At 64.1% G+C, this 24,788-nt stretch carries 22 protein-coding genes; 16 read left to right on the top strand and 6 right to left on the bottom strand.

What is annotated here, in order from left to right; translation table 11 throughout:
• Positions 1–57: 57 nt before the first annotated feature.
• From ACVZTU_RS07815 to ACVZTU_RS07840, 6 genes are all read left to right on the top strand, one after another.
• On the top strand, positions 58–1,602 hold the full coding sequence (locus ACVZTU_RS07815; protein ID WP_139907628.1) for an ABC transporter permease: 1,545 nt from the start codon (positions 58–60) through the stop codon (positions 1,600–1,602).
• Complete coding sequence (locus tag ACVZTU_RS07820) at positions 1,599–2,630, top strand: ABC transporter permease (protein ID WP_139466925.1); 1,032 nt, start codon at positions 1,599–1,601, stop codon at positions 2,628–2,630. The genes ACVZTU_RS07815 and ACVZTU_RS07820 overlap by 4 nt, the downstream gene beginning before the upstream one ends.
• Complete coding sequence (locus ACVZTU_RS07825; RefSeq protein ID WP_139466926.1) at positions 2,630–4,552, top strand: ABC transporter ATP-binding protein; 1,923 nt, start codon at positions 2,630–2,632, stop codon at positions 4,550–4,552. Before ACVZTU_RS07820 ends, ACVZTU_RS07825 begins: the two co-directional genes overlap by 1 nt.
• Positions 4,553–4,658: 106 nt before the next feature.
• The gene (gene typA / locus ACVZTU_RS07830; RefSeq protein WP_139466927.1) at positions 4,659–6,569 is read left to right on the top strand and encodes a translational GTPase TypA; all 1,911 of its coding nucleotides are present in this window, start codon (positions 4,659–4,661) and stop codon (positions 6,567–6,569) included.
• A gap of 52 nt (positions 6,570–6,621) precedes the next feature.
• Positions 6,622–7,941 (top strand): PIG-L family deacetylase, encoded by a 1,320-nt coding sequence (locus ACVZTU_RS07835; protein WP_181270425.1) that lies wholly within the window; start codon positions 6,622–6,624, stop codon positions 7,939–7,941.
• A gap of 48 nt (positions 7,942–7,989) precedes the next feature.
• Positions 7,990–9,750, top strand: a complete 1,761-nt coding sequence (locus ACVZTU_RS07840) for a VanW family protein (protein ID WP_482401686.1) — start codon at positions 7,990–7,992, stop codon at positions 9,748–9,750.
• Between the two features lie 33 nt (positions 9,751–9,783).
• Here ACVZTU_RS07840 and ACVZTU_RS07845 read toward each other — a convergent pair whose 3' ends face one another.
• Positions 9,784–10,869 carry a GNAT family N-acetyltransferase gene (locus ACVZTU_RS07845; protein ID WP_139907636.1) on the bottom strand — a complete coding sequence of 362 codons (1,086 nt, stop codon included), beginning with the start codon at positions 10,867–10,869 and terminating at the stop codon, positions 9,784–9,786.
• A gap of 190 nt (positions 10,870–11,059) precedes the next feature.
• Between ACVZTU_RS07845 and fdxA the strand changes: the two genes are divergently transcribed.
• The 3 genes from fdxA (at position 11,060) to ACVZTU_RS07860 (ending at position 14,029) form a co-directional block, all read left to right on the top strand.
• Positions 11,060–11,386 (top strand): ferredoxin, encoded by a 327-nt coding sequence (fdxA, locus tag ACVZTU_RS07850; RefSeq protein ID WP_025776980.1) that lies wholly within the window; start codon positions 11,060–11,062, stop codon positions 11,384–11,386.
• Between the two features lie 3 nt (positions 11,387–11,389).
• Positions 11,390–12,511, top strand: a complete 1,122-nt coding sequence (gene dapC / locus ACVZTU_RS07855; protein WP_172169106.1) for a succinyldiaminopimelate transaminase — start codon at positions 11,390–11,392, stop codon at positions 12,509–12,511.
• A gap of 234 nt (positions 12,512–12,745) precedes the next feature.
• The gene (locus tag ACVZTU_RS07860) at positions 12,746–14,029 is read left to right on the top strand and encodes a citrate synthase (protein ID WP_482401687.1); all 1,284 of its coding nucleotides are present in this window, start codon (positions 12,746–12,748) and stop codon (positions 14,027–14,029) included.
• 609 nt (positions 14,030–14,638) lie between these two features.
• Here the strand turns inward: ACVZTU_RS07860 and dapD are convergent.
• Positions 14,639–15,583: a 2,3,4,5-tetrahydropyridine-2,6-dicarboxylate N-succinyltransferase gene (gene dapD / locus ACVZTU_RS07865; RefSeq protein WP_139466931.1), complete on the bottom strand. Its 945-nt coding sequence runs from the start codon at positions 15,581–15,583 to the stop codon at positions 14,639–14,641.
• A 41-nt stretch (positions 15,584–15,624) separates the two neighbouring features.
• Between dapD and dapE the strand changes: the two genes are divergently transcribed.
• The 6 genes from dapE (at position 15,625) to ACVZTU_RS07895 (ending at position 20,471) form a co-directional block, all read left to right on the top strand.
• The gene (dapE, locus tag ACVZTU_RS07870) at positions 15,625–16,791 is read left to right on the top strand and encodes a succinyl-diaminopimelate desuccinylase (RefSeq protein WP_139466932.1); all 1,167 of its coding nucleotides are present in this window, start codon (positions 15,625–15,627) and stop codon (positions 16,789–16,791) included.
• A gap of 5 nt (positions 16,792–16,796) precedes the next feature.
• On the top strand, positions 16,797–17,660 hold the full coding sequence (locus ACVZTU_RS07875) for an LOG family protein (RefSeq protein WP_482401688.1): 864 nt from the start codon (positions 16,797–16,799) through the stop codon (positions 17,658–17,660).
• Positions 17,657–18,556 carry a dihydropteroate synthase gene (gene folP, locus ACVZTU_RS07880; RefSeq protein WP_216656715.1) on the top strand — a complete coding sequence of 300 codons (900 nt, stop codon included), beginning with the start codon at positions 17,657–17,659 and terminating at the stop codon, positions 18,554–18,556. Before ACVZTU_RS07875 ends, folP begins: the two co-directional genes overlap by 4 nt.
• Positions 18,557–18,591: 35 nt before the next feature.
• Positions 18,592–18,927, top strand: coding sequence for a DivIVA domain-containing protein (locus tag ACVZTU_RS07885; protein ID WP_139466934.1), 336 nt, complete (start codon positions 18,592–18,594; stop codon positions 18,925–18,927).
• The gene (locus tag ACVZTU_RS07890; RefSeq protein WP_139466935.1) at positions 18,924–20,159 is read left to right on the top strand and encodes a hypothetical protein; all 1,236 of its coding nucleotides are present in this window, start codon (positions 18,924–18,926) and stop codon (positions 20,157–20,159) included. Before ACVZTU_RS07885 ends, ACVZTU_RS07890 begins: the two co-directional genes overlap by 4 nt.
• Before the next feature lie 141 nt (positions 20,160–20,300).
• Complete coding sequence (locus tag ACVZTU_RS07895) at positions 20,301–20,471, top strand: DUF3117 domain-containing protein (protein ID WP_064485784.1); 171 nt, start codon at positions 20,301–20,303, stop codon at positions 20,469–20,471.
• 79 nt (positions 20,472–20,550) lie between these two features.
• Here the strand turns inward: ACVZTU_RS07895 and ACVZTU_RS07900 are convergent, their stop codons facing one another.
• Together ACVZTU_RS07900 and ACVZTU_RS07905 are read right to left on the bottom strand one after the other, a co-directional pair.
• Positions 20,551–21,186, bottom strand: coding sequence for an O-methyltransferase (locus tag ACVZTU_RS07900; RefSeq protein WP_139466936.1), 636 nt, complete (start codon positions 21,184–21,186; stop codon positions 20,551–20,553).
• A gap of 36 nt (positions 21,187–21,222) precedes the next feature.
• Entirely contained in the window at positions 21,223–21,555 is a 333-nt protein-coding gene (locus tag ACVZTU_RS07905) for an MGMT family protein (RefSeq protein WP_139466937.1), read from the bottom strand.
• A gap of 79 nt (positions 21,556–21,634) precedes the next feature.
• On the opposite strand from ACVZTU_RS07905, the gene ACVZTU_RS07910 reads away from it, so the two are divergent.
• On the top strand, positions 21,635–22,090 hold the full coding sequence (locus ACVZTU_RS07910; protein ID WP_139466938.1) for a twin-arginine translocase TatA/TatE family subunit: 456 nt from the start codon (positions 21,635–21,637) through the stop codon (positions 22,088–22,090).
• Positions 22,091–22,175: 85 nt separating this feature from the next.
• Here ACVZTU_RS07910 and ACVZTU_RS07915 read toward each other — a convergent pair whose 3' ends face one another.
• Positions 22,176–23,597 (bottom strand): polysaccharide deacetylase family protein, encoded by a 1,422-nt coding sequence (locus tag ACVZTU_RS07915; protein ID WP_139466939.1) that lies wholly within the window; start codon positions 23,595–23,597, stop codon positions 22,176–22,178.
• A 4-nt stretch (positions 23,598–23,601) separates the two neighbouring features.
• Complete coding sequence (locus tag ACVZTU_RS07920) at positions 23,602–24,723, bottom strand: Mrp/NBP35 family ATP-binding protein (protein WP_181270429.1); 1,122 nt, start codon at positions 24,721–24,723, stop codon at positions 23,602–23,604.
• Positions 24,724–24,788 lie beyond the last annotated feature (65 nt).

The raw sequence follows: 24,788 nt of genomic DNA on the forward strand, positions 1-24,788 counted from the left end.
GATCACTGTGTGGTCCCCACAGCGGCGTTTTCGGAAGATTGAAACGGAACTCCCATCATGATCAGATTCATCCTCCGACGATTGCTGTCGACAGCGCTCGTGCTCCTCGTCGTCACCTTCGTCCTCTACCTGCTCCTCAACGTCGCGCTCGACTTCTTCTGGGACCTGCGCGCGAGCACATCACCGAACATCGAAGCTCTCTACGAGTCGCGTCGACGTCTCCTCGACCTCGACACTCCGGCCATCGTCCGGTATTTCAAGTGGTTGGCAGGAGTCGGCGGCTGCGCCATCGGCCAATGTGACTTCGGCATCGCCTGGAAGTCGGGTCAGGAAGTCACCGAACAGCTGCAGGGCGCGATCGTCAACACGATCAAGCTCATCACCGCCTCGACGATCGTGGCCATCATCCTCGGCATCGCCGTCGGCATGATCTCGGCCATCCGCCAGTACTCGGGCTTCGACTACTTCATCACCTTCGTCTCGTTCCTCCTCTACTCGCTGCCCGTCTTCTGGGTGGCGGTGCTGCTCAAGCAGTACGGAGCGATCGACATCAACAACTTCATCAACGATCCGACCTTGGAATCCTGGTGGCCGATCATCATCGGCTGTGTGGCCATGGGGCTGTTCTGGATGGGTGCGCTCGGCGGCAGCGCGAAGCGTCGCGTGATCACCTTCGTCGCCGCAGCGGTCATCACCTTCGGCACCATCTACTACATCCTCGCCAGCGGCTGGATGCAGCACCCGACGATCGGCCTCCTCGGCGTGGTCGTCATCGGCGCCGGTGCGGCCATCGTCATGACGTACCTGTCGACGGGCCTGAAGAACCGCCGCGTGCTCTATGCCACACTCATCACGGTGGCCGTCGGCGCGCTGCTCTACTGGCCGCTGATGAACCTCTTCTACTACGTCGACATGAACTGGCTGTGGATGTTCGGGCTCTTCATCGTTGCGATCGCCGTCGCCGTCGGCATCGGTCTGGCATTCCGAGGCCCGGATCCCTGGGATACCGCGCGCACGACGAGCTTCACGGCCATCATCGTGGCAGTGCTCATCTTCGCCGACCGTGTGCTGCAGGGCTGGCAGGAGTATTCGGACGACCCGGCCATCAACAATCGTCCGATCGCGACGATCGGTGCATCGGCGCCGAATATCGACGGCGACTTCTGGATCACGAACCTCGACTCGTTCACTCACCTGCTGCTGCCGTCGATCGCTCTCGTCCTCATCTCCTTCGCCTCGTACACCCGCTATACCCGCGGTTCGATGCTCGAGGTCCTGGGCCAGGACTACATCCGCACGGCACGAGCCAAAGGTCTCAACGAACGTACGGTGATCATGCGGCACGCTATGCGCAATGCGCTGCTGCCATTGGCCTCGGTCGTTCCCGTCGACATCATCACAATGATCGGCGGTGCCGTCATCACGGAGACGATCTTCGGCTGGAACGGCATGGGCAAGCTCTTCATCGATTCGCTGAGACAGGCAGAGCTCGACCCGGTCATGGCCTACATCCTGATCACAGGCCTGCTCGCTATCATCGCCAACCTGGTCGCGGACTTCCTCTATGCCGTCCTCGACCCGAGAATCCGAGTGAACGCATGAGTACTGACAACGACAAACAGAACGCTCTCGCCCTCGACGAAGTCGGGGACAATGCGATCGAGTCGAAGGAAACCGAAGGTCTTTCCCAGGGCAAGATCGTCCTGCGCAAATTCCTCCGTCACAAAGGCGCGATGATCTCCATCGTCGTCCTTGTGCTCGTGGCCATCTTCGCCTTCAGCGCACAGGGATTTGCGGGAATCCCCGGTTGGTGGAAGTTCAGTCATACGGCGTCCGGGCCCGTGGTCAACCCCGGCGGAGCCCCGACCTGGTCGTTTGCGAACTTCTTCTCACTCGGTGATCATCCCTTCGGTCAGGATGAGATCGGTCGTGACAACTTCTCCCGAGTGATGAAAGGGACACAGATCTCTCTCGTCGTCATGTTCATCATCGGCATCGTCTGCCTGATCATCGGCACGGTCGTCGGTGCTGTTGCGGGCTACTACCGCGGTTGGGTCGATTCGGTGCTCATGCGCATCACCGACGGTTTCGTCATCCTGCCGGTCATCGTGGTCGGATCGATCCTCGGTGTGCTCGTCGGCGGAGCGAACGGCCCGCTGCTCGGTGTGGCGCTGGGCTGCATCCTCTGGGTGGGTCTTGCACGTCTCGTCCGCGGTGACTTCATGTCGCTGCGCGAACGGGAGTTCGTCGATTCGGCCCGCGTGGCCGGGGCCAGCGATTTCCGGATCATGTTCAAGCACATGCTGCCCAATGCCATGGGCGTCATCATCGTCAACACGACGCTGATCATGAGTCAGGCGATCGTGCTCGAAGCCTCGCTGAGCTACCTCGGCTTCGGCATCAAACCGCCCGGCATCTCGTTGGGACAGCTCATCAGCGAATACCAGACCTCCTTCGCCACTCGTCCGTGGCTGTTCTGGTGGCCCGGCTTGTTCATCATCGTCATCGCTCTGTGTGTGAACTTCATCGGCGACGGTCTGCGCGACGCGTTCGACCCGCGGATGAAGACCATCCCGAGTTGGAGGAAGATGAAGAAGGCCGAGCGCATGGCACAGAAAGAGGCGAAGTGATGGCTGAGAAGAAAGCAGAGGCCCAGCCGAAGACGGGCTCCCCGATCCTCGAGGTCAATGACCTCGGAGTCCAGTTCTGGGTCAGCGACGAATGGTGGATGGCCGCCGAACACCTCGACTACACGGTCAATGCCGGCGAGGTTCTTGCGATCGTCGGCGAGTCCGGCTCCGGAAAGTCGCAGTCGAGCATGTCACTGCTCGGCCTCCTGCCGAGCAACGGCCGTGCGACCGGCTCAGCGAAGCTCAATGGGCGCGAACTCATCGGCATGCCTCCGGAGAAGATGCAGGCCGTGCGCGGCAACGACATCTCCGTGATCTTCCAGGAGCCGATGACTGCGCTCAACCCGGTCTACACCGCGGGGTACCAGATCGTGGAGACGCTGCGCGTCCACCTCGACATCGGTCCCAGTGAGGCGAAGCAACGGGCGCTCGAGCTCATGCGGCTGGTGGAGATCCCTGATCCGGAGGATCGGTTCCATTCGTTCCCGCATCAGCTCTCCGGCGGTCAGCGTCAGCGCATCATGATCGCGCAGGCTCTGGCCTGTCAGCCGAAGCTGCTCATCGCCGATGAGCCGACCACGGCGCTCGACGTCACGGTGCAGGCCGAGATCCTCAAGCTCATGCGCGAACTGAAGTCGAAGCTCGATGCGGGCATCATCCTCATCACGCACGATATGGGCGTGGTGGCGGATATGGCCGATCGCATCATCGTCATGCGCGCCGGCAAGGTGGTCGAATCGGGTACCGCGGAGGAGATCTTCTACAACCCGCAGCATCCGTATACGAAGCAGCTCCTCGAGGCTGTTCCCCACCTCGGTGAGGGTACCGACAGCGAAGCATTCGGCGGTAGCATCGACGATGTCGAGGCCTCGCTGTCCGATATCACTTCCGATCAGGCCTCGCACGCCGATGACCCGGTCGGCGCACCGGACTCCGCCGTAGGTGGCGACGGTCTCTCCGAGGCCGGGGCTGCCGATATGGCCGTGGCCGAGGCTCGCGCTCAGGTGACCGCGCAGGACCGTCCCGATATCGAGATGGACTCCACGGAGACGTACTACCATCCAGGTTCGCAGGCGGACTTCTCGAAGCCCTCTGCCCTGCAGCTGCGTGACGCCGCGATCGAGTACCCCGCAATCGGAAGGAAGAAGGCCTTCCGCGCCGCTCATCACATCAATCTAATGATCGCCCCCGGCGAAGTCGTGGGCCTGGTGGGGGAGTCGGGGTCGGGCAAGACCACGATCGGGCGCGCCGCTCTCGGGCTGCTGCCCACCGTTGAAGGCGACATGGTCGTCAACGGCACGAGCATCAAGGGCCTGAGCAATAAGCAGATGAGGCCCCTGCGCAAGGAAGTCGGGATCGTGTTCCAGGATCCCGGTTCCTCGCTCAACCCGCGACTGCCGGTCGGAGAGTCGATCGGTGAGCCGCTCTACCTCCACGAGGGGATGAAAGGGCCGGAGCTGAGCAAGCGGGTCGAGGAGCTGCTGACCGCGGTCGAACTGCCGACTTCTATGCGCAACCGCTATCCGCATGAGCTCTCCGGAGGTCAGCGTCAGCGCATCGGCATCGCCCGTGCCCTGACCCTGCGCCCGAAGCTGCTCATCGCCGATGAGCCGACCTCGGCCCTCGACGTGTCCGTGCAGGCGAAGGTCCTCGACCTGTTCGAAGGTCTGCAGAAGGAATACGGCTTCGCGTGTCTGTTCATCAGCCACGACCTGGCCGTGGTCGAGCGCATCGCCGAGCGCATCGCGGTGATGCGCCACGGCTACCTCGTCGAGATCGGCAAGTCCTCACAGGTCGTGTCGAACCCCGTCCACCCGTACACACAGCGTCTGCTGTCTGCGGTTCCCGTTCCGGATCCGCAGGAGCAGCGCAAGCGTCGGGAGGCCAGGGACGCGGTTCTCGAGGCCACGATGAACGCCTGAGTCCGCCCAAGCTGACGGCCACCTGCACGCGAGAGCGTGCGGGTGGCCGTATAATTGTCTGTTGGGTCCGGGCTGGACCGATCTCTCTATCTCAAAAAGGTTCTTGATGACTGAAGCCATCACACGACGGGAAAACCGCCGAAACGTAGCAATCGTCGCACACGTCGACCACGGCAAGACCACGCTGGTCGACGCCATGCTCCGGCAGACCGGTGTGTTCAGCGAACACGGCGACTTCGCCGAACGCGTCATGGATTCAGGCGACCTCGAACGTGAGAAGGGCATCACCATTCTCGCGAAGAACACCTCCGTCCTCTACAACGGTCCCTCGGCCGGCGAGGACCCCATCGTCATCAACGTCATCGACACCCCCGGGCACGCCGACTTCGGTGGTGAGGTCGAGCGCGGACTGTCCATGGTCGACGGCGTCGTCCTCCTCGTCGACGCATCGGAAGGTCCGCTGCCGCAGACCCGCTTCGTCCTGCGCAAGACGCTGGCCGCGAAGCTGCCCGTCATCCTCGTGATCAACAAGACCGACCGTGCCGATGCCCGCATCGACGGAGTCGTCGAGGAAGCTCAGGACCTGCTCCTGGGTCTGGCCTCCGACCTCGCCGACGAAGTCCCCGACCTCGACGTCGACTCCGTCCTCGATGTGCCCGTCGTCTTCGCCGCCGCGAAGGCAGGTGCCGCCTCCCTCGAACAGCCCGCCGATGGAGCGGTCCCGGACAACCCCGACCTCGAACCGCTGTTCAAGACCATTCTCGAGACGATCCCGGCACCGGAGATCAACTCCGACGGCATCCTCCAGGCACATGTCACGAACCTCGACGCCTCGCCGTTCCTCGGCCGTCTGGCTCTGCTGCGCATCTTCGGCGGCACGTTGAAGAAGGGCCAGCAGGTCGCCTGGGCCCGCGGTGACGAGATCAGCTCGGTGAAGATCACCGAACTGCTCGAGACCCAGGGTCTCGACCGGGTGCCCGCCACGGAGGCCTCGGCCGGTGACATCGTCGCCGTCGCCGGCATTCCCGACATCATGATCGGTGACACGCTCACCGACATCAACAATCCGAAGCCGATGCCGGCGATCGTCATCGACGATCCGGCGATCTCGATGACCGTGGGTATCAACACCTCCCCGTTGGCCGGCCGTGAGAAGAACACGAAGGTCACCGCCCGCATGGTCAAGGACCGCCTCGACCAGGAGCTCGTCGGCAACGTCTCGCTCAAAGTCGTCCCGACCGAACGCCCCGACGCCTGGGAGGTCCAGGGTCGCGGTGAGCTGGCTCTGGCCATCCTCGTCGAGCAGATGCGCCGTGAAGGATTCGAACTCACGGTCGGCAAGCCTCAGGTTGTGACCAAACAGGTCGACGGCAAGGTCCATGAGCCCTTCGAAGAGCTCACGGTCGATGTGCCGGAGGACTACCTCGGCGCCGTGACCCAGCTGCTGGCTGCCCGCAAGGGTGTCATGTCGACCATGACGAACCACGGCACCGGCTGGGTGCGGATGGAGTTCAAGGTCCCCGCTCGCGGCCTCATCGGATTCCGCACTCGGTTCCTCACCGAGACCCGCGGCACCGGTATCGCGAACACGATCTCGGCCGGATACGGACCGTGGGCCGGCAATATCGAGTTCCGCATCAACGGATCTCTCGTGGCCGACCGCGCGGGAACAGTGACCCCGTACGCGATGATCAACCTGCAGGACCGCGGTACCTTCTTCGTCGAACCGACCTCCGAGGTCTACGAGGGCCAGATCGTGGGCGAGAACTCGCGCGCCGACGATATGGACGTCAACATCACGAAGGAGAAGAAGCTGACGAACATGCGTTCGGCTTCTGCCGACAGCTTCGAGAACCTCACTCCGCCGCGCAAGCTGACCCTCGAGGAGAGCCTCGAGTTCGCTCGTGAGGACGAGTGCGTCGAGGTCACCCCGGGTGCCATCCGCATCCGCAAGGTCGAACTCGATCAGAAGGAACGCGCAAAGCTCTACGCGAAGATGCGCCGCCAGAACGCCTGAGCCGGATTCCTTGATCCGGCAGCACCGAATGACCTCGAGCACCCAGGAACCAATGACTGTTACGCCACGCGTCCTCCTCGTGCACGCTCATCCCGACGATGAGACGATCACGACGGGCGGCACGATCGCCGAATTGGTCTCCGAGGGTGCCGAGGTCATGGTGCTCACAGCCACCCGCGGTGAGGGCGGCGAGGTCATCCCCGCAGAGCTGAAGCAGCTCGAGGGCGACCGGGCCGGTCTCGCCCGGGTCCGGGAGCAGGAGATCGCCGAGGCGATGCGTGCTCTCGGCGTGCGTATGCACACCTTCCTCGGCGGGACCACGCGCACCTTTGAGGATTCGGGAATGGAATGGGGACCGGACGGTCACGCTCGACCCGCGGCATCGATGACCGACAACGCTCTGAGCGCAGCCGACATCACGACCGTGGCCAGACACATCGCCGCCGTCATCGACGCCTTCGAACCGCATGCGATCATCACCTACGCCGCCAACGGGGGCTATGGTCACCCCGACCACGTGCGGGTGCACGAGGCCACGACCGCGGCAATCGACTTCGCCGAATGGCGGACCGGTCGACTGCTCTACGTCGACACCCCCACCGAGGTGGCCCGCCATTCGTTCGACCCGCACCAGGCAGGCTTCGCAGACACCGGATTCGCCCCCGCCGAGACGATCCCGGCCAAACCGCCTGTCGGTCAGATCGTCATCGACCAGGACGTCAGCGCGGTGCTGCCGGCGAAACGGGCAGCGTTGGAAGCCCACCGTACGCAGGTGAGTGTGTCAGGCGGTTTCTTCGCTCTGTCCAACGGTGTCGGCCAGAAGATCGGCGACCGCGAATACTTCTCGATCGGAGCCGGAGCGCCGATCCCGTCCGAGATCCTCAACGCCGGATCGGCCCCGCACGTGCTCACCGGCCTCGATGTCGCAGTGGTCGAAGCTCAGGAGAATACAGCGGTTCAGCCCCTGCGACGGCGACGCGCACCGCGGAAGCCGGGAATCTTCGCCTACCTCCACTCCGCTGTGCTCGGACTGCTCATCGCCTTCCTCGGCACCATGCAGCACCTCAACGTCACGGTGGTCAACCTCGGCGAGACCCCGATCATCCTGCCGTGGGGACTCGTGCTGGCCCTGGCTCTGGCCGCGGCGGGACTGTGGCACCTGAAAACGATGTATCGCAGCAGCGCCCCGATGCTGGTCGCCGCCGTGATCATCGCCGTACTGTCCTTCGTCTTCGGTCAGCCGAAGTGGCTGCCCGGCGCCGATATGATCGTCACCGGACTGCTGCGTTCAGTTGTGTGGCTGCTCGGACCGATGGTCCTGGCTGCCGTCTTCTCCTTCATCAACGTGCGCGGGCACGATCGCACTCGATAGACTCGTGCGAACCGCACCGAATCAGTCGTTATCGACACCCTCGGGAGAATGATGCCGACCAATACCCTGTCCGATGGAACCTCGAACGCAGGCGGGCCCGACCCGTCCGGCAGCGCTGTCCGGAAGAAGTCGGTCTGGCCCTTCATCCTCGTGGCCGTCGTCGTGCTGGCCGCCATCTATGTGGTGATCGGCTTCTTCAGCGGTCGTATGCTCGCACCGGGGACGACCGTGGCCGGAATCGACATCGGCGGCAAGTCCGCGACAGACGCCGAGAATACACTGCGCAACGACCTGCGCGATGACGCGGAGAAGGACATCGTCTTGAAGGCCGGAGAACCGACGGCGAAGCTCGACCCGGAGAAGGCCGGAATCACCTTCGACGCGGAAGCGACAGTCGAGCGCATCACCGGCTTCAGCCTCGACCCCACCGTCATCTGGGACCGCCTGTTCGGTGAGGACGAAGTCGATCCCGTCATCGAGGTCGACGAGGAGAAGTTCGACAAGGAAACCGCGAAGGTCACGGAATCCCTGGCCGTGGATCCCAAAGACGCCGAACTCGAGTTCGACAAGACCACACCGAAGGTCAAGGACGGCAAGAACGGCCAGACCGTCGAGACCGCCGCCGTGCGCACCGCCGTCGACGATCATTGGCTGCGCACCGAGGATGCTCTCCCGGTCATTCCGACGAACGTCGATCCCGATATCACCACGTCCGAAGCCGAGGACATGGCCGACGGATTCGCGAAAGACGCCGTGAGCAAGGACCTCACGATCACGGCGAAGCCCGGGAAGGATGCGGATTCGAAGGTCAAGGGCGGTGACCTCACCGTGTCTCCGAAGACCGTCGCGAAGACTCTGACGTTCAAGGCCGAGGACTCGAAGCTCAAGCCTGTCTTCGATCAGGAGGCTTTGCAGAAGTCCGTGCTGGCCGCGAACAAGGACATCGGGCGACCGGCCGAAGACGCGAGTTTCGAGATCAAGGACGGCAAGCCCGAGGTCGTGCCCTCCCGCGATGGAATCGGGATCAAGGCCAAGGAGCTGACCGGCGCGGTCACCGATGCCATCAACGGCAAGGAGGACAAGCCCACGGTCACTCTGGCCTCGGTCAAACCCGAGTTCACGACGAAGGACGCGAAGAAGGCCGATGTCTCCGACACCGTGTCACACTTCTCCACCGGCTACAGCTCCGAACCCAACCGCGATACGAACCTGCGAGTGGCTGCGAAGAGGGTCTCCGGCACCGTTCTCAAACCCGGTGAGCAGTTCTCCCTCAATGAAGCTCTGGGCCAGCGCACCGCCGCAAACGGCTACAAACCTGCCGGCGTGATCTCCGAAGGGCAGATGAAGGAAGACTACGGCGGCGGCGTCTCGCAGGTGTCGACGACCCTGTTCAATGCGGCGTTCTTCGCCGGCTTCGAACTCGACGAACACCAGGCGCATTCGCGCTATATCTCCCGCTACCCGGAGGGCCGCGAGTCGACCCTCGACTGGTCGTCGATCGATATGAAGTTCACGAACAACTCGAAGACTCCGGTCGTCCTCGACATGTACCTCAAAGACGGAGAGGTCCACGCGAAGGTCTTCGGCGTCAAGAAGTACGATGTGTCGGCCGACGCCTCGGACCGGTTCAACCACACGTCACCGGGGTCGGTCACCGAAAGCGGGCCTTCTTGCTCCCCGCAGTCGCCGAAGGGCGGCTGGTCGATCCGGATCACCCGGACCATGAAAGACATCGCTTCGGGTAAGACCACGAAGGACGGCTTCACCACGGTCTACCGGCCGGTGAACAAGGTCGAGTGCAAGGGCTGAGCCCTCCCCGCTGGATTCCGGCCGGCTGACCGGTCAGCGTGCTTCGGCGTACCAGGACCGGTGACGCACTGCGGCTCCGAGAGAGGCGAAGAGGCCCAGTGATGCCTCATTGCTCGACTCGACGTCGACGAGGTAGGACCTGACCCCGCGCTGAGCGAGCAGTGCTGCCGCGGCTGCGGCCACCGAACGTCCGGCACCGCGTCTGCGCAGATCGGGACGGGTGATGAGGTTGGTGATGACACCCCATTTGCTGCGCTCGACCACCCTGCAGGCCGCCACCATAGTCCGGGACCCATCGGGATGCTCGGCGTAGGCGGTGACGAACTCACACGGCTGATCGGCTTCGATGAGCGTCTTGAACGCCTCAGCTGAACCCGGTTCCTCACCGGGGTTGCGCTGCGACGTCCATGCGGCGAAATGCTCGGAGGTCGGGGCATCGGAGACGTCGACGATCAGTCCGGCCGCGGCCGCCTCGGCGGGGGAGGATGCACCGCCGGCTGCCTCTGCCGTGGCGCCTGTGAGCAGAAGTGTGGCCTCGGAAGGGGTGTAGCCGCGAGCCGAGAGCAGGGGAGCGAGCCCCTCACATTCGGGTGCCAGCGTCGAGGAATCGTCAGCGGAATAGATCTGGACGCGGCTCGGCCTGCCTCGGGTCCGATACCACTCCTCGACGGCATCGAGTCCCTGTTCCCACCCGAGTCCGGTGTCGGTCACCGGCAGGCAGGAATTGGCGCGCCGGGTCGCTGATTCCGAATGCCGCAGCAGCCAGCCCTTCTGCAGCAGGCTGACCTCGGCGGCCGCCTCGGTGCCTTCGTTGCGCAGATTCTCCACGTGCAGCCAGGACACGTCGTGAGGAAGCCAGGCGGCGGCCGAGATGCGCCGCAGATCCACGGCGGAGACGATCTCATGCGTGCGCCCGGCCTTCGTCGGAGCCGGGGGCACCTCGTGGACGAGGAGGATCTGGGCGCGAGCGATGCGCAGGGGACCGCGCTTCGTATCGATCTCGAGCCCCGCCTCGTCGACGGCTGTGACGACGCCGAGGGCATCCGACGTCGAATGGGTGTCACCGGGTGCGAGCGAATACCGCACGACCACTCGTCTGCCGGGCTGCAGATCGTCCACTTCTGGCCTTCCTCCGCGAAATTGATGCCCTCCCACCCTATGACACGCGCGCCCCGGTCGGGTGCAGGCGTGGTCAGGGATGTCAGATGCAATGCGAATCACTTGAGACCGGTGGTCACGGGAATCGGGCGAAGGCGTATTGTGGGATGTATATGCGCACCATCTGTGAGTCTTTCGAGGAGTCAGCCCAGTGACGTACATCATTGCCCAGCCCTGTGTCGACCTCAAGGACAAGGCCTGCATCGACGAATGCCCCGTCGACTGCATCTACGAGGGCGAACGCAGCCTGTACATCCACCCCGACGAATGCGTCGACTGCGGTGCGTGCGAACCGGTGTGCCCCGTCGAGGCCATCTTCTATGAGGACGATGTGCCCGATGAGTGGGAAGAGTACTACAAGGCCAATGTCGAATTCTTCGACGACCTCGGTTCGCCCGGCGGTGCCGCGAAGCTCGGCAACACCGGCAAGGACCATCCGATCATCTCCGCCCTGCCGCCGCAGAACCACGACGACTGACCGATGACGAACGCCTTCGGACTCAACCTCCCGGACTACCCCTGGGACCGTCTCACGGAATACCGCAACCGGGCCGCCGAGCATCCCGACGGAGTGTGTGACCTCTCCATCGGCACTCCGGTCGACCCCACCCCCGAGGTGATCCGGCGTGCGCTGTCGGACGCAGGGGATGCGCACGGCTACCCGACGACTGCCGGAACCGCACAGCTTCGTGAAGCCATCGCCTGGTGGTACGAGAACTGGCACTCGGTTCAGCTCGATCCCGCCACGGAGATCCTGCCGACTGTGGGCTCGAAGGAGCTCGTAGCCTGGCTGCCGACCCTGTTGGGACTGCGCGAGCGAGGACTGGCCGTCGCCTGTCCCTCCGCTGCCTACCCGACCTACGAGATGGGTGCGACGATCGCTGGCGTCGAATGCCGCCGTCTCGACGCCGCGCAGATCGTCGACGGCGAGTCATTGGACGGTGTCGGTCTGCTGTGGATCAACACGCCGAGCAACCCGACCGGTGAGGTCCTCGACGTCGACACCATCGCCGAGGTGGTTCGCCGTGCTCGTGCCGCCGGAGTCGTCGTCGCATCGGACGAATGCTACGGACTGCTCAATTGGGAATCCGATGAGCCGGCGCCGAGCGTACTTGCAGCCGCGGGGGAGTCGAATGCCGGTGTGCTGAGTGTGTACTCGATGTCGAAGCAGTCGAACCTCGCCGGCTACCGCGCGGCGTTCGTCGCCGGTGACGCCGAGCTCATCTCCGATCTCACCCGCTCACGCAAGCACGCGGGAATGATCGTGCCGTTCCCGATTCAGGAAGCCATGGTCGCCGGACTCCGCGACACCGAACACGTGCTGGCGCAGAAGGAGACCTACCGGTCACGACGCGAGCAGCTGCGAACTGGTCTCGAAGAGTACGGATTCCGCATCGACCATTCGACTGCCGGTCTCTACCTGTGGTCGACCGCGGACAAGAACTGCTGGGAGTCCCTGGCTGACCTTGCCGAACTCGGCATCGTGGCGGGTCCCGGAGAGTTCTACGGAGCGGCGGCTGCCGACCATGTGCGGATTGCGCTGACCGCCACCGACGAACGCATTCGAGCCGCGGCCGAGCGTCTTCGGGCCGCCGCGAGATGATTACGAGGGCGGGGCACGGTGCGAGGAAGTCGACGGTTTCCGAGCGTCCGCTAAGTTCCTGCTAAGACTTCATGCAGGGCGAAAAACTGTTATCTGCCCTGGTCAGACGTATTACCAGCCAGTAAATGAAGCGTGCAGTGATTTTCTGATTCCCGCAGTTGTCGGTAGTCTTTGAAAGAACTGTGCAAAACACCTCAGGAAGTTCTTGGGGTCGGTCAACGGTGAGGAGATCGAATGACTTCGGAGGCGAACCTCAGGATCGCTGATACGGAGCTGACACTGCCCGAGGTGTCAGCAACAGCGGGCAACAACGGATACCGTATCGGTTCTCTGCTCAAAGAGACCGGCGCGGTCACATACGATCCAGGGTTTGCCAACACTGCAACCACCTCGTCGTCCATCACCTACATCGATGGTGACAACGGTGAGCTGCAGTACCGCGGTTACCCGATCGAACAGCTCGCGGAACAGTCGAACTTCGTCGAAGTCTGCTACCTCCTCATCTACGGTGAGCTGCCGACTCAGGAACAGTACGATGCCTTCGACGCTCGCCTGCGCGGACACACCATCGTCCACGAGGACCTGCGGCGCTTCTTCCGAGCGTTCCCGTACGACGCTCATCCGATGCCTATGGTTGCAGCTGCCGTCGCGGCTTTGTCGACGTTCTACCAAGACGACCTCGATGTCTTTGACGAAGACCAGATCGACACCTCGTCGTTCCGTCTGCTCGCGAAGATGCCGACCATCGCGGCACTTGCGCATCGGAAGAACATGGGCCTGCCGGTCATCCACCCGGATAACTCGCTGAGCCTCGTGGAGAACTTCCTGCGAGTGAACTTCGGCGTTCCCGCTGAGGAATACGAACCGGATCCGCTGGCGGTCAAGGCCATGGATCAGCTGTTCATCCTCCACGCCGATCACGAGCAGAACTGCTCGACCTCGACGGTTCGCCTCGTCGGCTCGTCGCAGGCCAACGTGTTCCAGTCGATCTCGGCCGGCGTCAACGCCCTGGCCGGACCGCTGCACGGCGGCGCGAACTCCGCAGTGCTCGAGATGCTCGAGCAGATCGCGGCCTCCGATGACGGACCGAAGAAGTTCATGGAACGCGTGAAGAACAAGGAAGACGGCGTCCGTCTCATGGGCTTCGGTCACCGCGTGTACAAGAACTACGATCCGCGCGCGAAGATCATCAAGAAGACGGCTGACGAGGTTCTCGCGCGGTCCGGCGGCGACCCGCTGCTCGAACTGGCTCGGCAGCTCGAAGAGATCGCGCTGGCCGACGACTACTTCGTCGAGCGCAAGCTCTACCCGAACGTCGACTTCTACACGGGCCTCATCTACAAGGCTCTCGGATTCCCGACGAATATGTTCACCGTGCTCTTCTCGGTCGGTCGCCTGCCCGGCTGGATCGCCCAGTGGCGCGAGATGATCAAGGACCCCGAGACGAAGATCGGCCGTCCCCGACAGATCTACACGGGCGAATACAACCGGAACTACAAGGACATCAGCGAACGCTGAGTCCCAGCGGACGCAACGGCGTCGGAGCAGATTCGTCTGCCCGGCGCCGTTGTGCATTCACCTGCCCGGCACAGTCGTAACTGCCCAGGTCCGTCCCGCGCCGCTGCCCTTTCCCCCGCACCGGCTGCGCTGTTCCGCGCTGCCCTTTTCACAGGTGCATTTCTCCGGCAGGCCTCCCGTCGCCAACATGTCCTCAGCGTGGGCCTTCGTTCGCCATCCCGCACCGGTAGTGCCACTATGCGCCGGTGGTGGCTTCTCCTACACGTGCTTGGGCATGCGTCACCGTTGGTGCCACAACCCCCTGTAGGAACGGGGCGTTATGGCACGCGCGAGATGTTTTGCCTCAAGCGGAGTGATTTGCGACGAGCCATGGTGGATGCACGCTCGCAGGCGAGGCAGATGCGTGCGTGTTCGCTAGGACTGCAGCGATGGGGCGCGTTATCGGAGGAGTGAATGCGCTGAGGGCGCGTCCACATGATGTGAACGCGCCCTCGGCTGCTCTTCGCAGGCGATTCGGCTTCCGCCTCACCGTCAACAAGGTGCCCTCATCTTTCCAGCGAACGGCAGGTCGGTCGATGAGACCCGTTTCGCCGGTCGCCGGAGGCTGACTCAGTGGAGGTCGGGGTTGAGCTCGATGCCCTTTGAGTCGCGAGCGATCGCCTCGACGGTGCCGGTGACAGAATTGCGGCGGAAGAGGATGTTGTTCTTCCCGCTGAGCTCGGCGGCCTTGACCACGGCATCGTCTTCGCCGGGGACCGTCACGCGAGTGCCTGCAGTGATGTAGAGACCGGCTTCGACGATGCAGTCATCGCCGATGGAGATACCGACACCGGCGTTCGCGCCGAGGAGGCTGCCCGAGCCGATGGAGATGCGGTGCGTGCCGCCGCCGGAGAGCGTACCCATGATCGAGGCTCCGCCGCCGATATCCGATCCGTCTCCGACGACGACGCCCTGGGAGATGCGCCCTTCGACCATGGCCGAACCGAGCGTCCCGGCATTGAAGTTCACGAAGCCTTCGTGCATGACTGTGGTGCCGGGAGCAAGGTGAGCGCCGAGGCGGACACGGTCGGCGTCGGCGATGCGCACGCCGGAGGGGATGACGAAGTCCGTCATCCTCGGGAACTTGTCGAGCCCGTACACGGCAACAGGGCCGCGGGCGAGGAGCTTGGCGCGAGTGGCCTCGAAATCCTCGGGGGAGCAGGCGCCGAAGGAGGTCCACACGACATTGGCGATATGGCCGAAGATTCCGTCGAGGTTGACGTCGTTGGGGGTCACGACGCGGTGGGACAGTGCGTGCAGACGCAGGTAGGCGTCGGCCGCCGAGGCGGGACCGGCGTCGAGATCGATCGTGGTGGTGACGACCTCTGAGCGGGTGCCGCGAGCTTCATCGGTGCCCTCCAGGGCGTCGAGACCGTCGTCGGCGGCGCGAGCGGTGGCGGCCGCCTCGGCGGTGTCGTGGGTATCGCCGGTGCTCAGTATCGGGTACCAGACGGAGAGGACGGTGTCGGAATGGATCGTGGCGAGTCCACGTGCGGAAACGATGCGTTCTGTCATGCCTCAAGCCTAGACGGTGGCGCCGTACTAGGCTAAGAGACATGACTGTCGATCCATCTGCTGAGACTGATGCCATATTCGCGCCCGTCGGCGACCTCGGCGAGTACCTGTTCGCCGCGGTGGGTGACCCGGCCGAACTCACCGGCCGATTGTGCGCCATCGAATCCGTGTCCGGGAACGAAACCGTCCTCGCCGATGCCGTTGTCGCTGTGCTGGAGAGGATCAGCGCGGGTCCGGGACCGGACCTGGAGATCCTTCGCGACGGAGACACCGTCATCGCTCGCACGAACCTGGGGCTGGCCGAGCGCATCGTAGTCGCCGGCCACCTCGACACCGTTCCCGTCGAAGACAACCTTCCGCCCGTACGCACCGACATGTCCGGAGACGAGTACCCCGATGACGAGGTCATCTGGGGGCGGGGTGCCTGCGATATGAAGGCCGGAGTGGCGATGCAGCTGTCCACCGCGGCCGCGCTGACCAGTCCGAACCGCGATGTCACCTGGGTCTTCTACGACCATGAGGAGGTCGATGCCTCACTCAACGGACTCGGCCGCGTCTCTCGCAGCCATCCCGATTGGCTGGCCGGCGACTTCGCGATCCTCGGCGAACCCTCGAACGCCTCCGTCGAAGGCGGCTGCAACGGAACCATCCGCGTCGACGTCACCACCACCGGAGTCCGCGCCCACTCGGCCCGTGCTTTCATGGGTGTCAACGCCATCCACGCTGCCGCCGAGATCCTCACCCGGCTCGCCGAATTCGAGACCGGCACCGTCACGGTCGATGGGCTCGACTACCGCGAATCCCTGTCCGCCGTGAACATCCGCGGCGGAGTCGCCGGCAACGTGGTGCCCGACGAGTGCGTGGTGTCCGTGAACTACCGCTTCGCTCCGAGCAAGTCGGCCGCCGAGGCGGAATCCTTCCTGCGCGAGCTGTTCACCGGTTTCGACGTCGTCGTCACCGATGCCGCCGAGGGGGCTCGCCCCGGACTCGACAGGGCGATCGCCCAGGACTTCATCGACACACTCGGACTGTCCCCGGCACCGAAGCTCGGCTGGACGGATGTGTCCCGATTCAGTGCACTCGGCGTTCCGGCGGTGAATTTCGGTCCCGGCAACCCTCTGTACGCCCATAAGTCGGATGAGCATGTGAGAGTCACCGAGGTGGAGCAGGCCACCGCAACTCTGCGCAGCTACCTTCAGGGCCGGTGAATGAGATGACCAGAGCGACAGACGACGTCGATGGCGAGCTTTCGAGTGCTCCCGGGTGCCATTCTGCCGACGATCCGACAGGCGACCTGGGAGACGACCCAACAGGTGACTCGGGCTTCTACAGCAAGGGCCCGCTGCGGCTGAGCGGTGACCAGGTGCCGGAGACGACGACAGACCAGCGCCTCCTCGAATCGAAGTCGGGCACCGACTGGGTGCATGAGGACCCGTGGCGTGTCATGCGCATCCAAGCCGAGTTCGTCGAAGGATTCGGCTCGCTGGCCGAGATCGGACCGGCAGTGTCCATCTTCGGCTCTGCCCGTCTGAAAGCCGGCACCCAGGCCTATGCGGACACCCGCGAGATCGCTCGCCGCATCGCCGAGAACGGCAACGCAATCATCACCGGCGGGGGACCCGGAATCATGGAGGCCGGCAACCTCGGTGCCTGCGAGGGCGGGGGAGTGTCCATCGGGCTGGGCATCGAGCTGCCCTTCGAGACCGGACTCAATCAGCATGTCGAACTCGGCGTGAACTTCCGCTACTTCTTCGTCCGCAAGACCATGTTCCTCAAATACTCGCGCGGATTCGTCGTCATGCCCGGCGGCCTGGGTACTCTGGACGAGCTGTTCGAGGCCTTCACCATGGTCCAGACCGGCAAGATCACCTCATTCCCGATCGTGCTGTTCGGGACCGACTACTGGCGCGGGCTCGTCGACTGGATGCAGAAGACCCTTCTGGCCGCGGGGACGATCAGCGAAGCAGACCTGAATATGTTCACCCTCACCGATGACCTCGACGAAGTCGTCGCCGCGATCGGACCGGGACACGGCCAGGACTCGGCCGCGGCGAATCCTGCGAACGGTCGACCATGAGGGGCGACATCTCATCAGTGCCGGAGGGCGAACGGTTCGATCTGGCCCGGGCTCGGCCCGGAACCCCGGCGATCATGGCCGTGATCAACCGCACCACAGATTCGTTCTACGAATCCGCCGCCACCCTCGACGAGGCGATCACGGCGGTGGAGGCGGCCGCCTCGGCGGGTGCTCAGATCGTCGATATCGGGGGAGTGCGCGCCGGCCGCGGACGGGAGATCTCCGTGGCCGAGGAGATCGACCGCGTGTGCCCGACCATCGAAGCAGTCGCAAGGTCCCACCCGCACGTGCTCATCAGCGTCGACACCTGGCGCCATGAAGTGGCCGAGGCTGCCTGCAGGGCCGGTGCGGGACTGCTCAACGACACCTGGGCCGGGATCGACCCGAAGCTCGCCGAGGTGGCCGCCCGACATGATGTCGGCATCGTCTGCTCCCACACAGGGGGATTGGATCCGCGCACCGACGCCCACCGCAACCGCTATGGCCTAAAGGCCGGTGACGTCGTCGATTCCACCTTGGCAGGCGTCATCGACCTTGCCGAGGCGGCGCGTGCAGCAGGGGTGCGCGAAGACCGGATCATCATCGATCCCACTCCCGACTTCGGGAAGAACACGTACCACTCGCTTCGTCTGCTGCGTGAACTCGACCGATTCGCCGCCACCGGCTATCCGGTGCTGCTGGCGATCTCACGCAAGGATTTCGTCGGTGAGGCCATCGGTGAGGTCGCCCCGTCGGACCGGCTGTACGGAACGATCGCCGCGACCGCGCTGGCCGTCGAGAAGGGAGCGGCGATGATCCGCACCCACGATGTCAGGGCCACTGCCGACGCCATCGACGTGACCGTGGCGATCACCGGCGAAGCGGCGCCGAGACACACCGTGCGCGGACTGCGCTGAGCCTTCCGTGCAGGCGCCTATGCGAAAATGGGGGCATGCCTCTGTGGATTGTCATCGGTGTCGCAGCTGCGGTCTTCGTCCTCGTATTCGTCGTCGCAGCGACCTTCAACGTCTTCTCCTCCGAAACCGTCGACGAGGCCGAAGAGAGCTGGACCGGGCTGCCGGCGGAGTTCACCGTCAAGGACCTGGAATCGGTGCGGTTCCGGCCCGCGCTGCGCGGCTACCGGATGGAAGACGTCGACGCGGCCATGGCGATGCTGCGGGCACGCCTGAGCGAACTCGAAACCGCAGCCGCCCCCGCCGAGGCGGCATCGCCCACCAGACCGACAACCTCACCTGACGGACCGGAAACGGCTGCCGGACCACGATGAGCCGCCCCGCAGACCTCCCCGGAATCACCCTCGCCCCCGAAGTCTTCGACTCCTCCCGTTTCAGCCGCCTCGGCGCACTGTTCATGGCTCTGCCCGTGTGGCTGCAGGCCGTGGCAGTGTACTTCGCCTCCCGCGTCGTGAGCATGTCGATCTTCGCCGCAGTCCTCAAACGGCAGGACCCGGCGAACTGGTCGTCGTCGCCTGTGACGACGACGCTCAATGACTTCCTCAACTTCTGGGACGGCGGCTGGTACGGGCGCGTCGCCGATGAGGGCTATCCCCGCATCCTGCCCGTCGACGAATCCGGAGCGGTCGCGGAGAACCAGTGGGCGTTTTATCCGCTGCACCCCTCGATCGTGTCCACTCTGGCCGACCTCACGGGGCTGAGCTACGAAGTCATCTCGCCGATCGTGTCCACGATCGCGGCCGGTCTGGCCTCGATCGTCATCCTCCACCTCTTCCGGAAGTACGTCGATGCCGGTCAGGCGCTGATGGGCCTAGCGCTCGTGATGTTCTTCCCACCGGCCGCGATCTTCTCCACCGGCTATGCCGAATCACTGACCCTCCTGCTGCAGGCGTCGGCGCTGTTCCTCGTCGTCGAACGCCGCTATCTCACGGCGATCCCGGTCGTCGTCTTCATGGATCTGTCGCGGCCGATCGGCGTGGCGTTCTCGTTCTTCATGCTCTTCCACCTCATCGACCGCTTCCTCCGCCGCCGCAGCGATCCGTATCCGACCGGCGAGGTGATCCGGTCCTGGGCCCTGGGTGTGCTCTCCTGCGCAGCGGCCCTCATCCACCCGGTCCATGCCTGGTGGGCAACCGGATCGCTGACGGCCTATACCGACACCGAGGCGGCCTGGCACACCGGCGAGACCACGTTCGTCGTCCAGTGGGTGGCTCGGTCGATCAGCCTCATCGGTCCGCTCGGTCCGGTGCTTCTCGTCATCGTCGTCGCCGGAATGCTCGCGTTGATCTTCTCCCCGGCGGGAGCGCATATGGGACGGACACTGCAGCTGTTCTGCCTCGGGTACGGCCTGTATCTGCTCATCTTCTTCAATCCGCAGACCTCCACCCTGCGTCTGCTGCTGCCGTTGTTCCCGCTGGCCCTGACGTTGTCGCTGGTGCGCTCACGAGGCTATCGGGCCGCGATGCTGGTGGCCTATATCCTGCTTCAGATCGTATGGGTCGCCTACCTGTGGCACTTCACTCCGCCGGCCGATCTGCCGCCGTGATCGCCTGCTGATCTGCCCCCGTCACCGTCCGTTGGGCGGGAGAGTTACCGGGAACGCGCGGATCATGGAATAATCGTAGGTACATCATTCGGTCCACCTGGTGTGAACCGTCTTTGAATGACAACGGAAGGAAGAGCCCATATGGCAGCCCAGAAACCCCGCACCGGCGACGGACCTCTGGAAGTGACCGAAGAAGGCCGAAGCATGGTGATGCGGCTTCCAGTCGAAGGCGGAGGCCGTCTGGTGATCGAACTCAGCAGAGATGAAGCCACCGGACTCCACGACACTCTCGCCCAGACGCTGGGGCTCTGAGCCGACGGCCGCAGAACACGGCCGGACGGAGACGCACGAACAGCAGAGACTTACCTGTAAGTCTCTGCTGTTGTTGCATTCACCGGGTCTTCTGCAGCAGCAGCAGCCCTTCTCCGATGGGCAGCAGAACCCGTTCGAGGTGCTCCTGTTCGGCGATGCGGTTGAGCATGCTCCGTGCCGCCTGAGTCCGGGGACTGCGATCGACGGGATCGGCGACGGCGCCCTTGAGCAGAGTCTTGTGGATGACCAGCAGGCCCTGGGCATCGAGCAGGCGGAGAGAGGGTTGGATCATCCTCTCAAGGCTGCCCGGCTCCACGTCGATGAAGACCATGTCATAGGCCGAAGGCGCGAGACGTTTGAGCACCTCTTCGGCTCGACCGCTCATCAGACGCAATCGCCCCGGCCGGATTCCTGCCATGTCGGCGAGGTCACGAGCTGCGCTCTGGGTCGTCGAATTCGTGTCGATCGACGTCAGTATCCCGGCGGTCGGCATCCCGCGCAGAAGTGACAGCGTCGACGTTCCCACACCGGTGCCGACCTCGACGGCCGCGACCGGTGTGAGCAGTCGGGCCAGCAGCGTCAGCGTCCTCGCCGTGGTCTGCGACACCGGTGCGATCCCGAACTCATGAGAGTGGGTGCGAGCGGCGTCGAGCAGCGGATCGGGACCGTTGTACTGTTCCGAGAAGGTGAGATCACCTGCATTTTCGCGTGCCAACCGGCCCCTCCCTTCTGGTGCTGAGTTCTCCCAAGTCTAACTGCAATCGGGGTCGATTCCTTGGTTGCGCCACAGTCGATCGAGTTCATCGACTTCGAGGAATGCCGCGCGTTCGACCCGCTCATGTGAATGCGGTGTGCCCTCCTCTTCCCAGTGGATGCGGGCGCGGGCGAAGATCTCGGGCGGCAGGATCCCGGCCGCGTTGACGACTCGCCACCAAGTGACGTTCGATCCGAATTCCCTCATCACCCGTCCGACATAGCGGGGTGAGCAGTCGGCAACGGCGCCGACTGTCCCGTAGGCGACGACGCGTGCGGCGGGTACGAGTTCGATGATGCGCAGCACCCGTTCGACTGCTATCTCGTCCACTGCACCTCCCGGCAGCGGGATGTCGAACCTGAGCTGACCATGAGTCGATGCTACCGCCGTCCACGGTAGACTTGAGACCATGTTCGGTATCAACGGCACCGAAATGGTGATTCTGGTCGTTGTGGCGTTGGTCGTCATCGGACCCAAACGCCTACCCGAATACGCTCAGAAGCTGCGGGACTTCGTGCGGCAGATGCGTCGCATGGCCGAAGGCGCGAAAGACAGCGTCCGACGCGATTTCGGCGACGACTTCAAGGACGTGGACTGGCAGAAGCTCGATCCGCGCCAGTACGATCCCCGCCGCATCGTACGTGAGGCACTCGTCGAAGAGGATGCAGCCATCCGCGAGTCCAAACGTCAGGAACGGGCCTCTGAAGAATTGTCATCCGCTGAGTCCTCCGGTGCTGCCCTGTCCACTGAGACCGACACCGGGGCGACCCCTACCCGGGAGAAATCACCCATCGAACGGTTCCAAGCTCAGATCGACCAGCGCGACCGTTCCGCTGCGGCACCGTTCGACCCCGAAGCCACCTGAGCCGCCCCCGGAACCCACCTGGGGTTGGGGCCGACGGCGTCTGTTGGGAATGTTGCATTCCCACCTCCGTGCAAGCGTCAGTGGCTCAGTTCTTCATCACCGCGGGATGTTCGGGATTCGAGCACAGCTCATCGCCGTAGCCGCGGCAGAAGTACGACCCGCCCTTCTTCCATTCGATCCCGGAGAAGAGCTCGCGCACGGTCACTGCGTAGAGGCCCTTGTCCGCCACGGCCGAGAACACCTCCCGAGCCGCCTTCGCGGTCGACGGATGAATGGAATGCATGAGCACGATTGATCCGGGCCTGGTCAGAGACTGCACACGTCGGACCGTCTTCTTCGCATCTCTGTGCTGCCAATCTCCGGTATCGACGTCCCATATGATCGCAGGGCCACCCAGAGCATGTGCTGCGCGTTTGTCGAGGGCACCGTACGGGGGACGGACGAGAGGTTCGTCCTTCACTCCGACCGATCGCAGTGATCTGTCCGTCCGGTCGAGCTCTCTGCGGATCGTCGCCGAGGAGGTCTTGTCCATCTGGACATGCGAAAACGTGTGATCGTCGACTTCATGGCCGGCGGAGATGATGCGCTCGGCCACTTCGGGGAAGGCAACCGTGTTCTTCCCGAGGAAGAAGTAGGTCAGACGGATGTTCGCCTCATCGGCTGCGTCGAGGATCGTCTGTTCGGTCTTCGCCTCTCCGGGACCGTCGTCATAGGTCAGCGCCACACAGGGCAGCAGCGCGCAGGAGAAGTCGGGGGAGCGCAGATCAAACGGCTGCGGCAGTTCGAGACTGCTGTGCAGCGCCTTCTGGACACGGACGCCGATGGAGGACAGATCGGTGTCGGAGACGGCATCGTCATTGATCGTCAGCGTGCCGGTGTCATCGGCTCCGACGGCGGCCGGGTCGACCGGTGCGGCGAAGAGCCGGCGGGCATTGACTGTGCTGTCGTGGGCGAGATCGGTCAGCAGCAGCCTTGTCTGCGGATGCGGCGACTGAACATCGATTGCGGTCACGACGAATTTCCCGCCGCTTGCCAACACCCGAGTGCTGATGTCCACAGCACGCGGGTCGACTCGAGACGCAGGAGCGTCATCGATGCTGGTCTGGGCTGGTGTGAAAGCCGTCGCCGGCCACCTGTGGACAGGGGCTGTCTGAACGGGGTCGAAGGCAGCGCGGTCGGCGAAGCCTCCGGAACCGTCGATGAGAGACAGCACATGTTCTTCGATCGCCGCATTCAACGAGGCGGCCGTGGGCAGACCGAAGGTGTGGACGTCCAGTCGCGGCGTGCGTTCGTCTGAGACGAGCGCGTAGCTGCGCAGCACTGCGGAGAGAGCGTCCCGGTTCTCGGCGGCGATCGTTCGCTGCGCGGATTCCACCGGCCGTCCGGGGGTGGGGTCATCTCGAAGAGCAGTGACGACAGCTCCGGCCAAGAGGACGAGAGTGGTCAGAGCGCTGAGGCCGACGAAGGCAGAGTAGACGAGGGTATCGCGAGGGGAGAGAGGAGACACCGACTCAGACCGGGCTCAGTCCCAAGGACCTGCCGGACAGGCCGCGACTGCGTCGCCGCAGCGACTCCGCAAGGGTGTCGAAAGCCCTCGCCGCAGGCGAATCTGGACCGCCGAGCACGACCGGGGTACCCGCGTCCGAACCTTCCCGCAGACGAGTGTCCAAGGGGATCTGGGCGAGCAGTGGAACCTCCTGGTCGAGGGCGGCGGCGAGGTTCTCGGCCACGCTGGCACCTCCGCCGGAGCCGAACACCTCCATCCGAGTGCCGTCGGGCATCTCCATCCATGACATGTTCTCGATGACTCCTGCCAACGTCTGCTTCGTCTGTGTGGCGATGGATCCCGCACGTTCGGCGACTTGGGCGGCCGCCGACTGCGGTGTGGTGACGACGAGGAGCTCGGATCCGGGCAGCAGCTGAGCCACGGAGATCGCAATATCACCTGTGCCGGGAGGCAGATCCAGCAGCAGCACGTCGAGGTCGCCCCAGAACACATCGGTGAGAAACTGCTGCAGAGCGCGATGGAGCATGGGACCGCGCCAGACGACGGCCTGGCTCGGCGGGACGAACATGCCGATGCTCATCACCTTCACGTCATGGGCGACCTGGGGCAGGATCATCTCATCGACTCGGGTCGGCTTGCCGGAGAGACCGAGCATACCGGGGATGGAGAAGCCGTAGATATCGGCATCGACGATGCCGACACGCAGGCCCTTGTCCGCCAGGGACACGGCGAGGTTCGCGGTCACCGACGACTTTCCGACTCCGCCTTTTCCGGACGCGATGGCATAGACCTTCGTCAGCGATTCCGGGCGATTGAAGGGGATATCGCGGGTGCCGGAGCCCTGCAGCTTCTCCTTCATCTCCTTGCGCTGTTCGGGGGTCATCGTGCCCAGAACGACAGCCACCTCGGCGACCCCGTCGACACCGGCCACCGCAGCCTTGGTGTCTTTGGTGATCGTGTCCTTCAGCGGGCACCCGGCGATCGTGAGGAGAACTGTGACGGTGACCTTGCCGCCTTCGATCACGATCGACTCGACCATATCGAGTTCGACGATGCTGCGGCGGATCTCAGGGTCGATGACCCCGGTCAGCGCCTCTCTCACGGCGTCCTCAGAGGGACCAGTCATGCCCACGTCCTTTCCTTCCCGGAACAGTGCTCCCGGGCCCTCAACACTACCGCTTCGGCGGTCGT

The sequence above is a fragment of the Brevibacterium sp. OS20 genome, assembly GCF_056837565.1.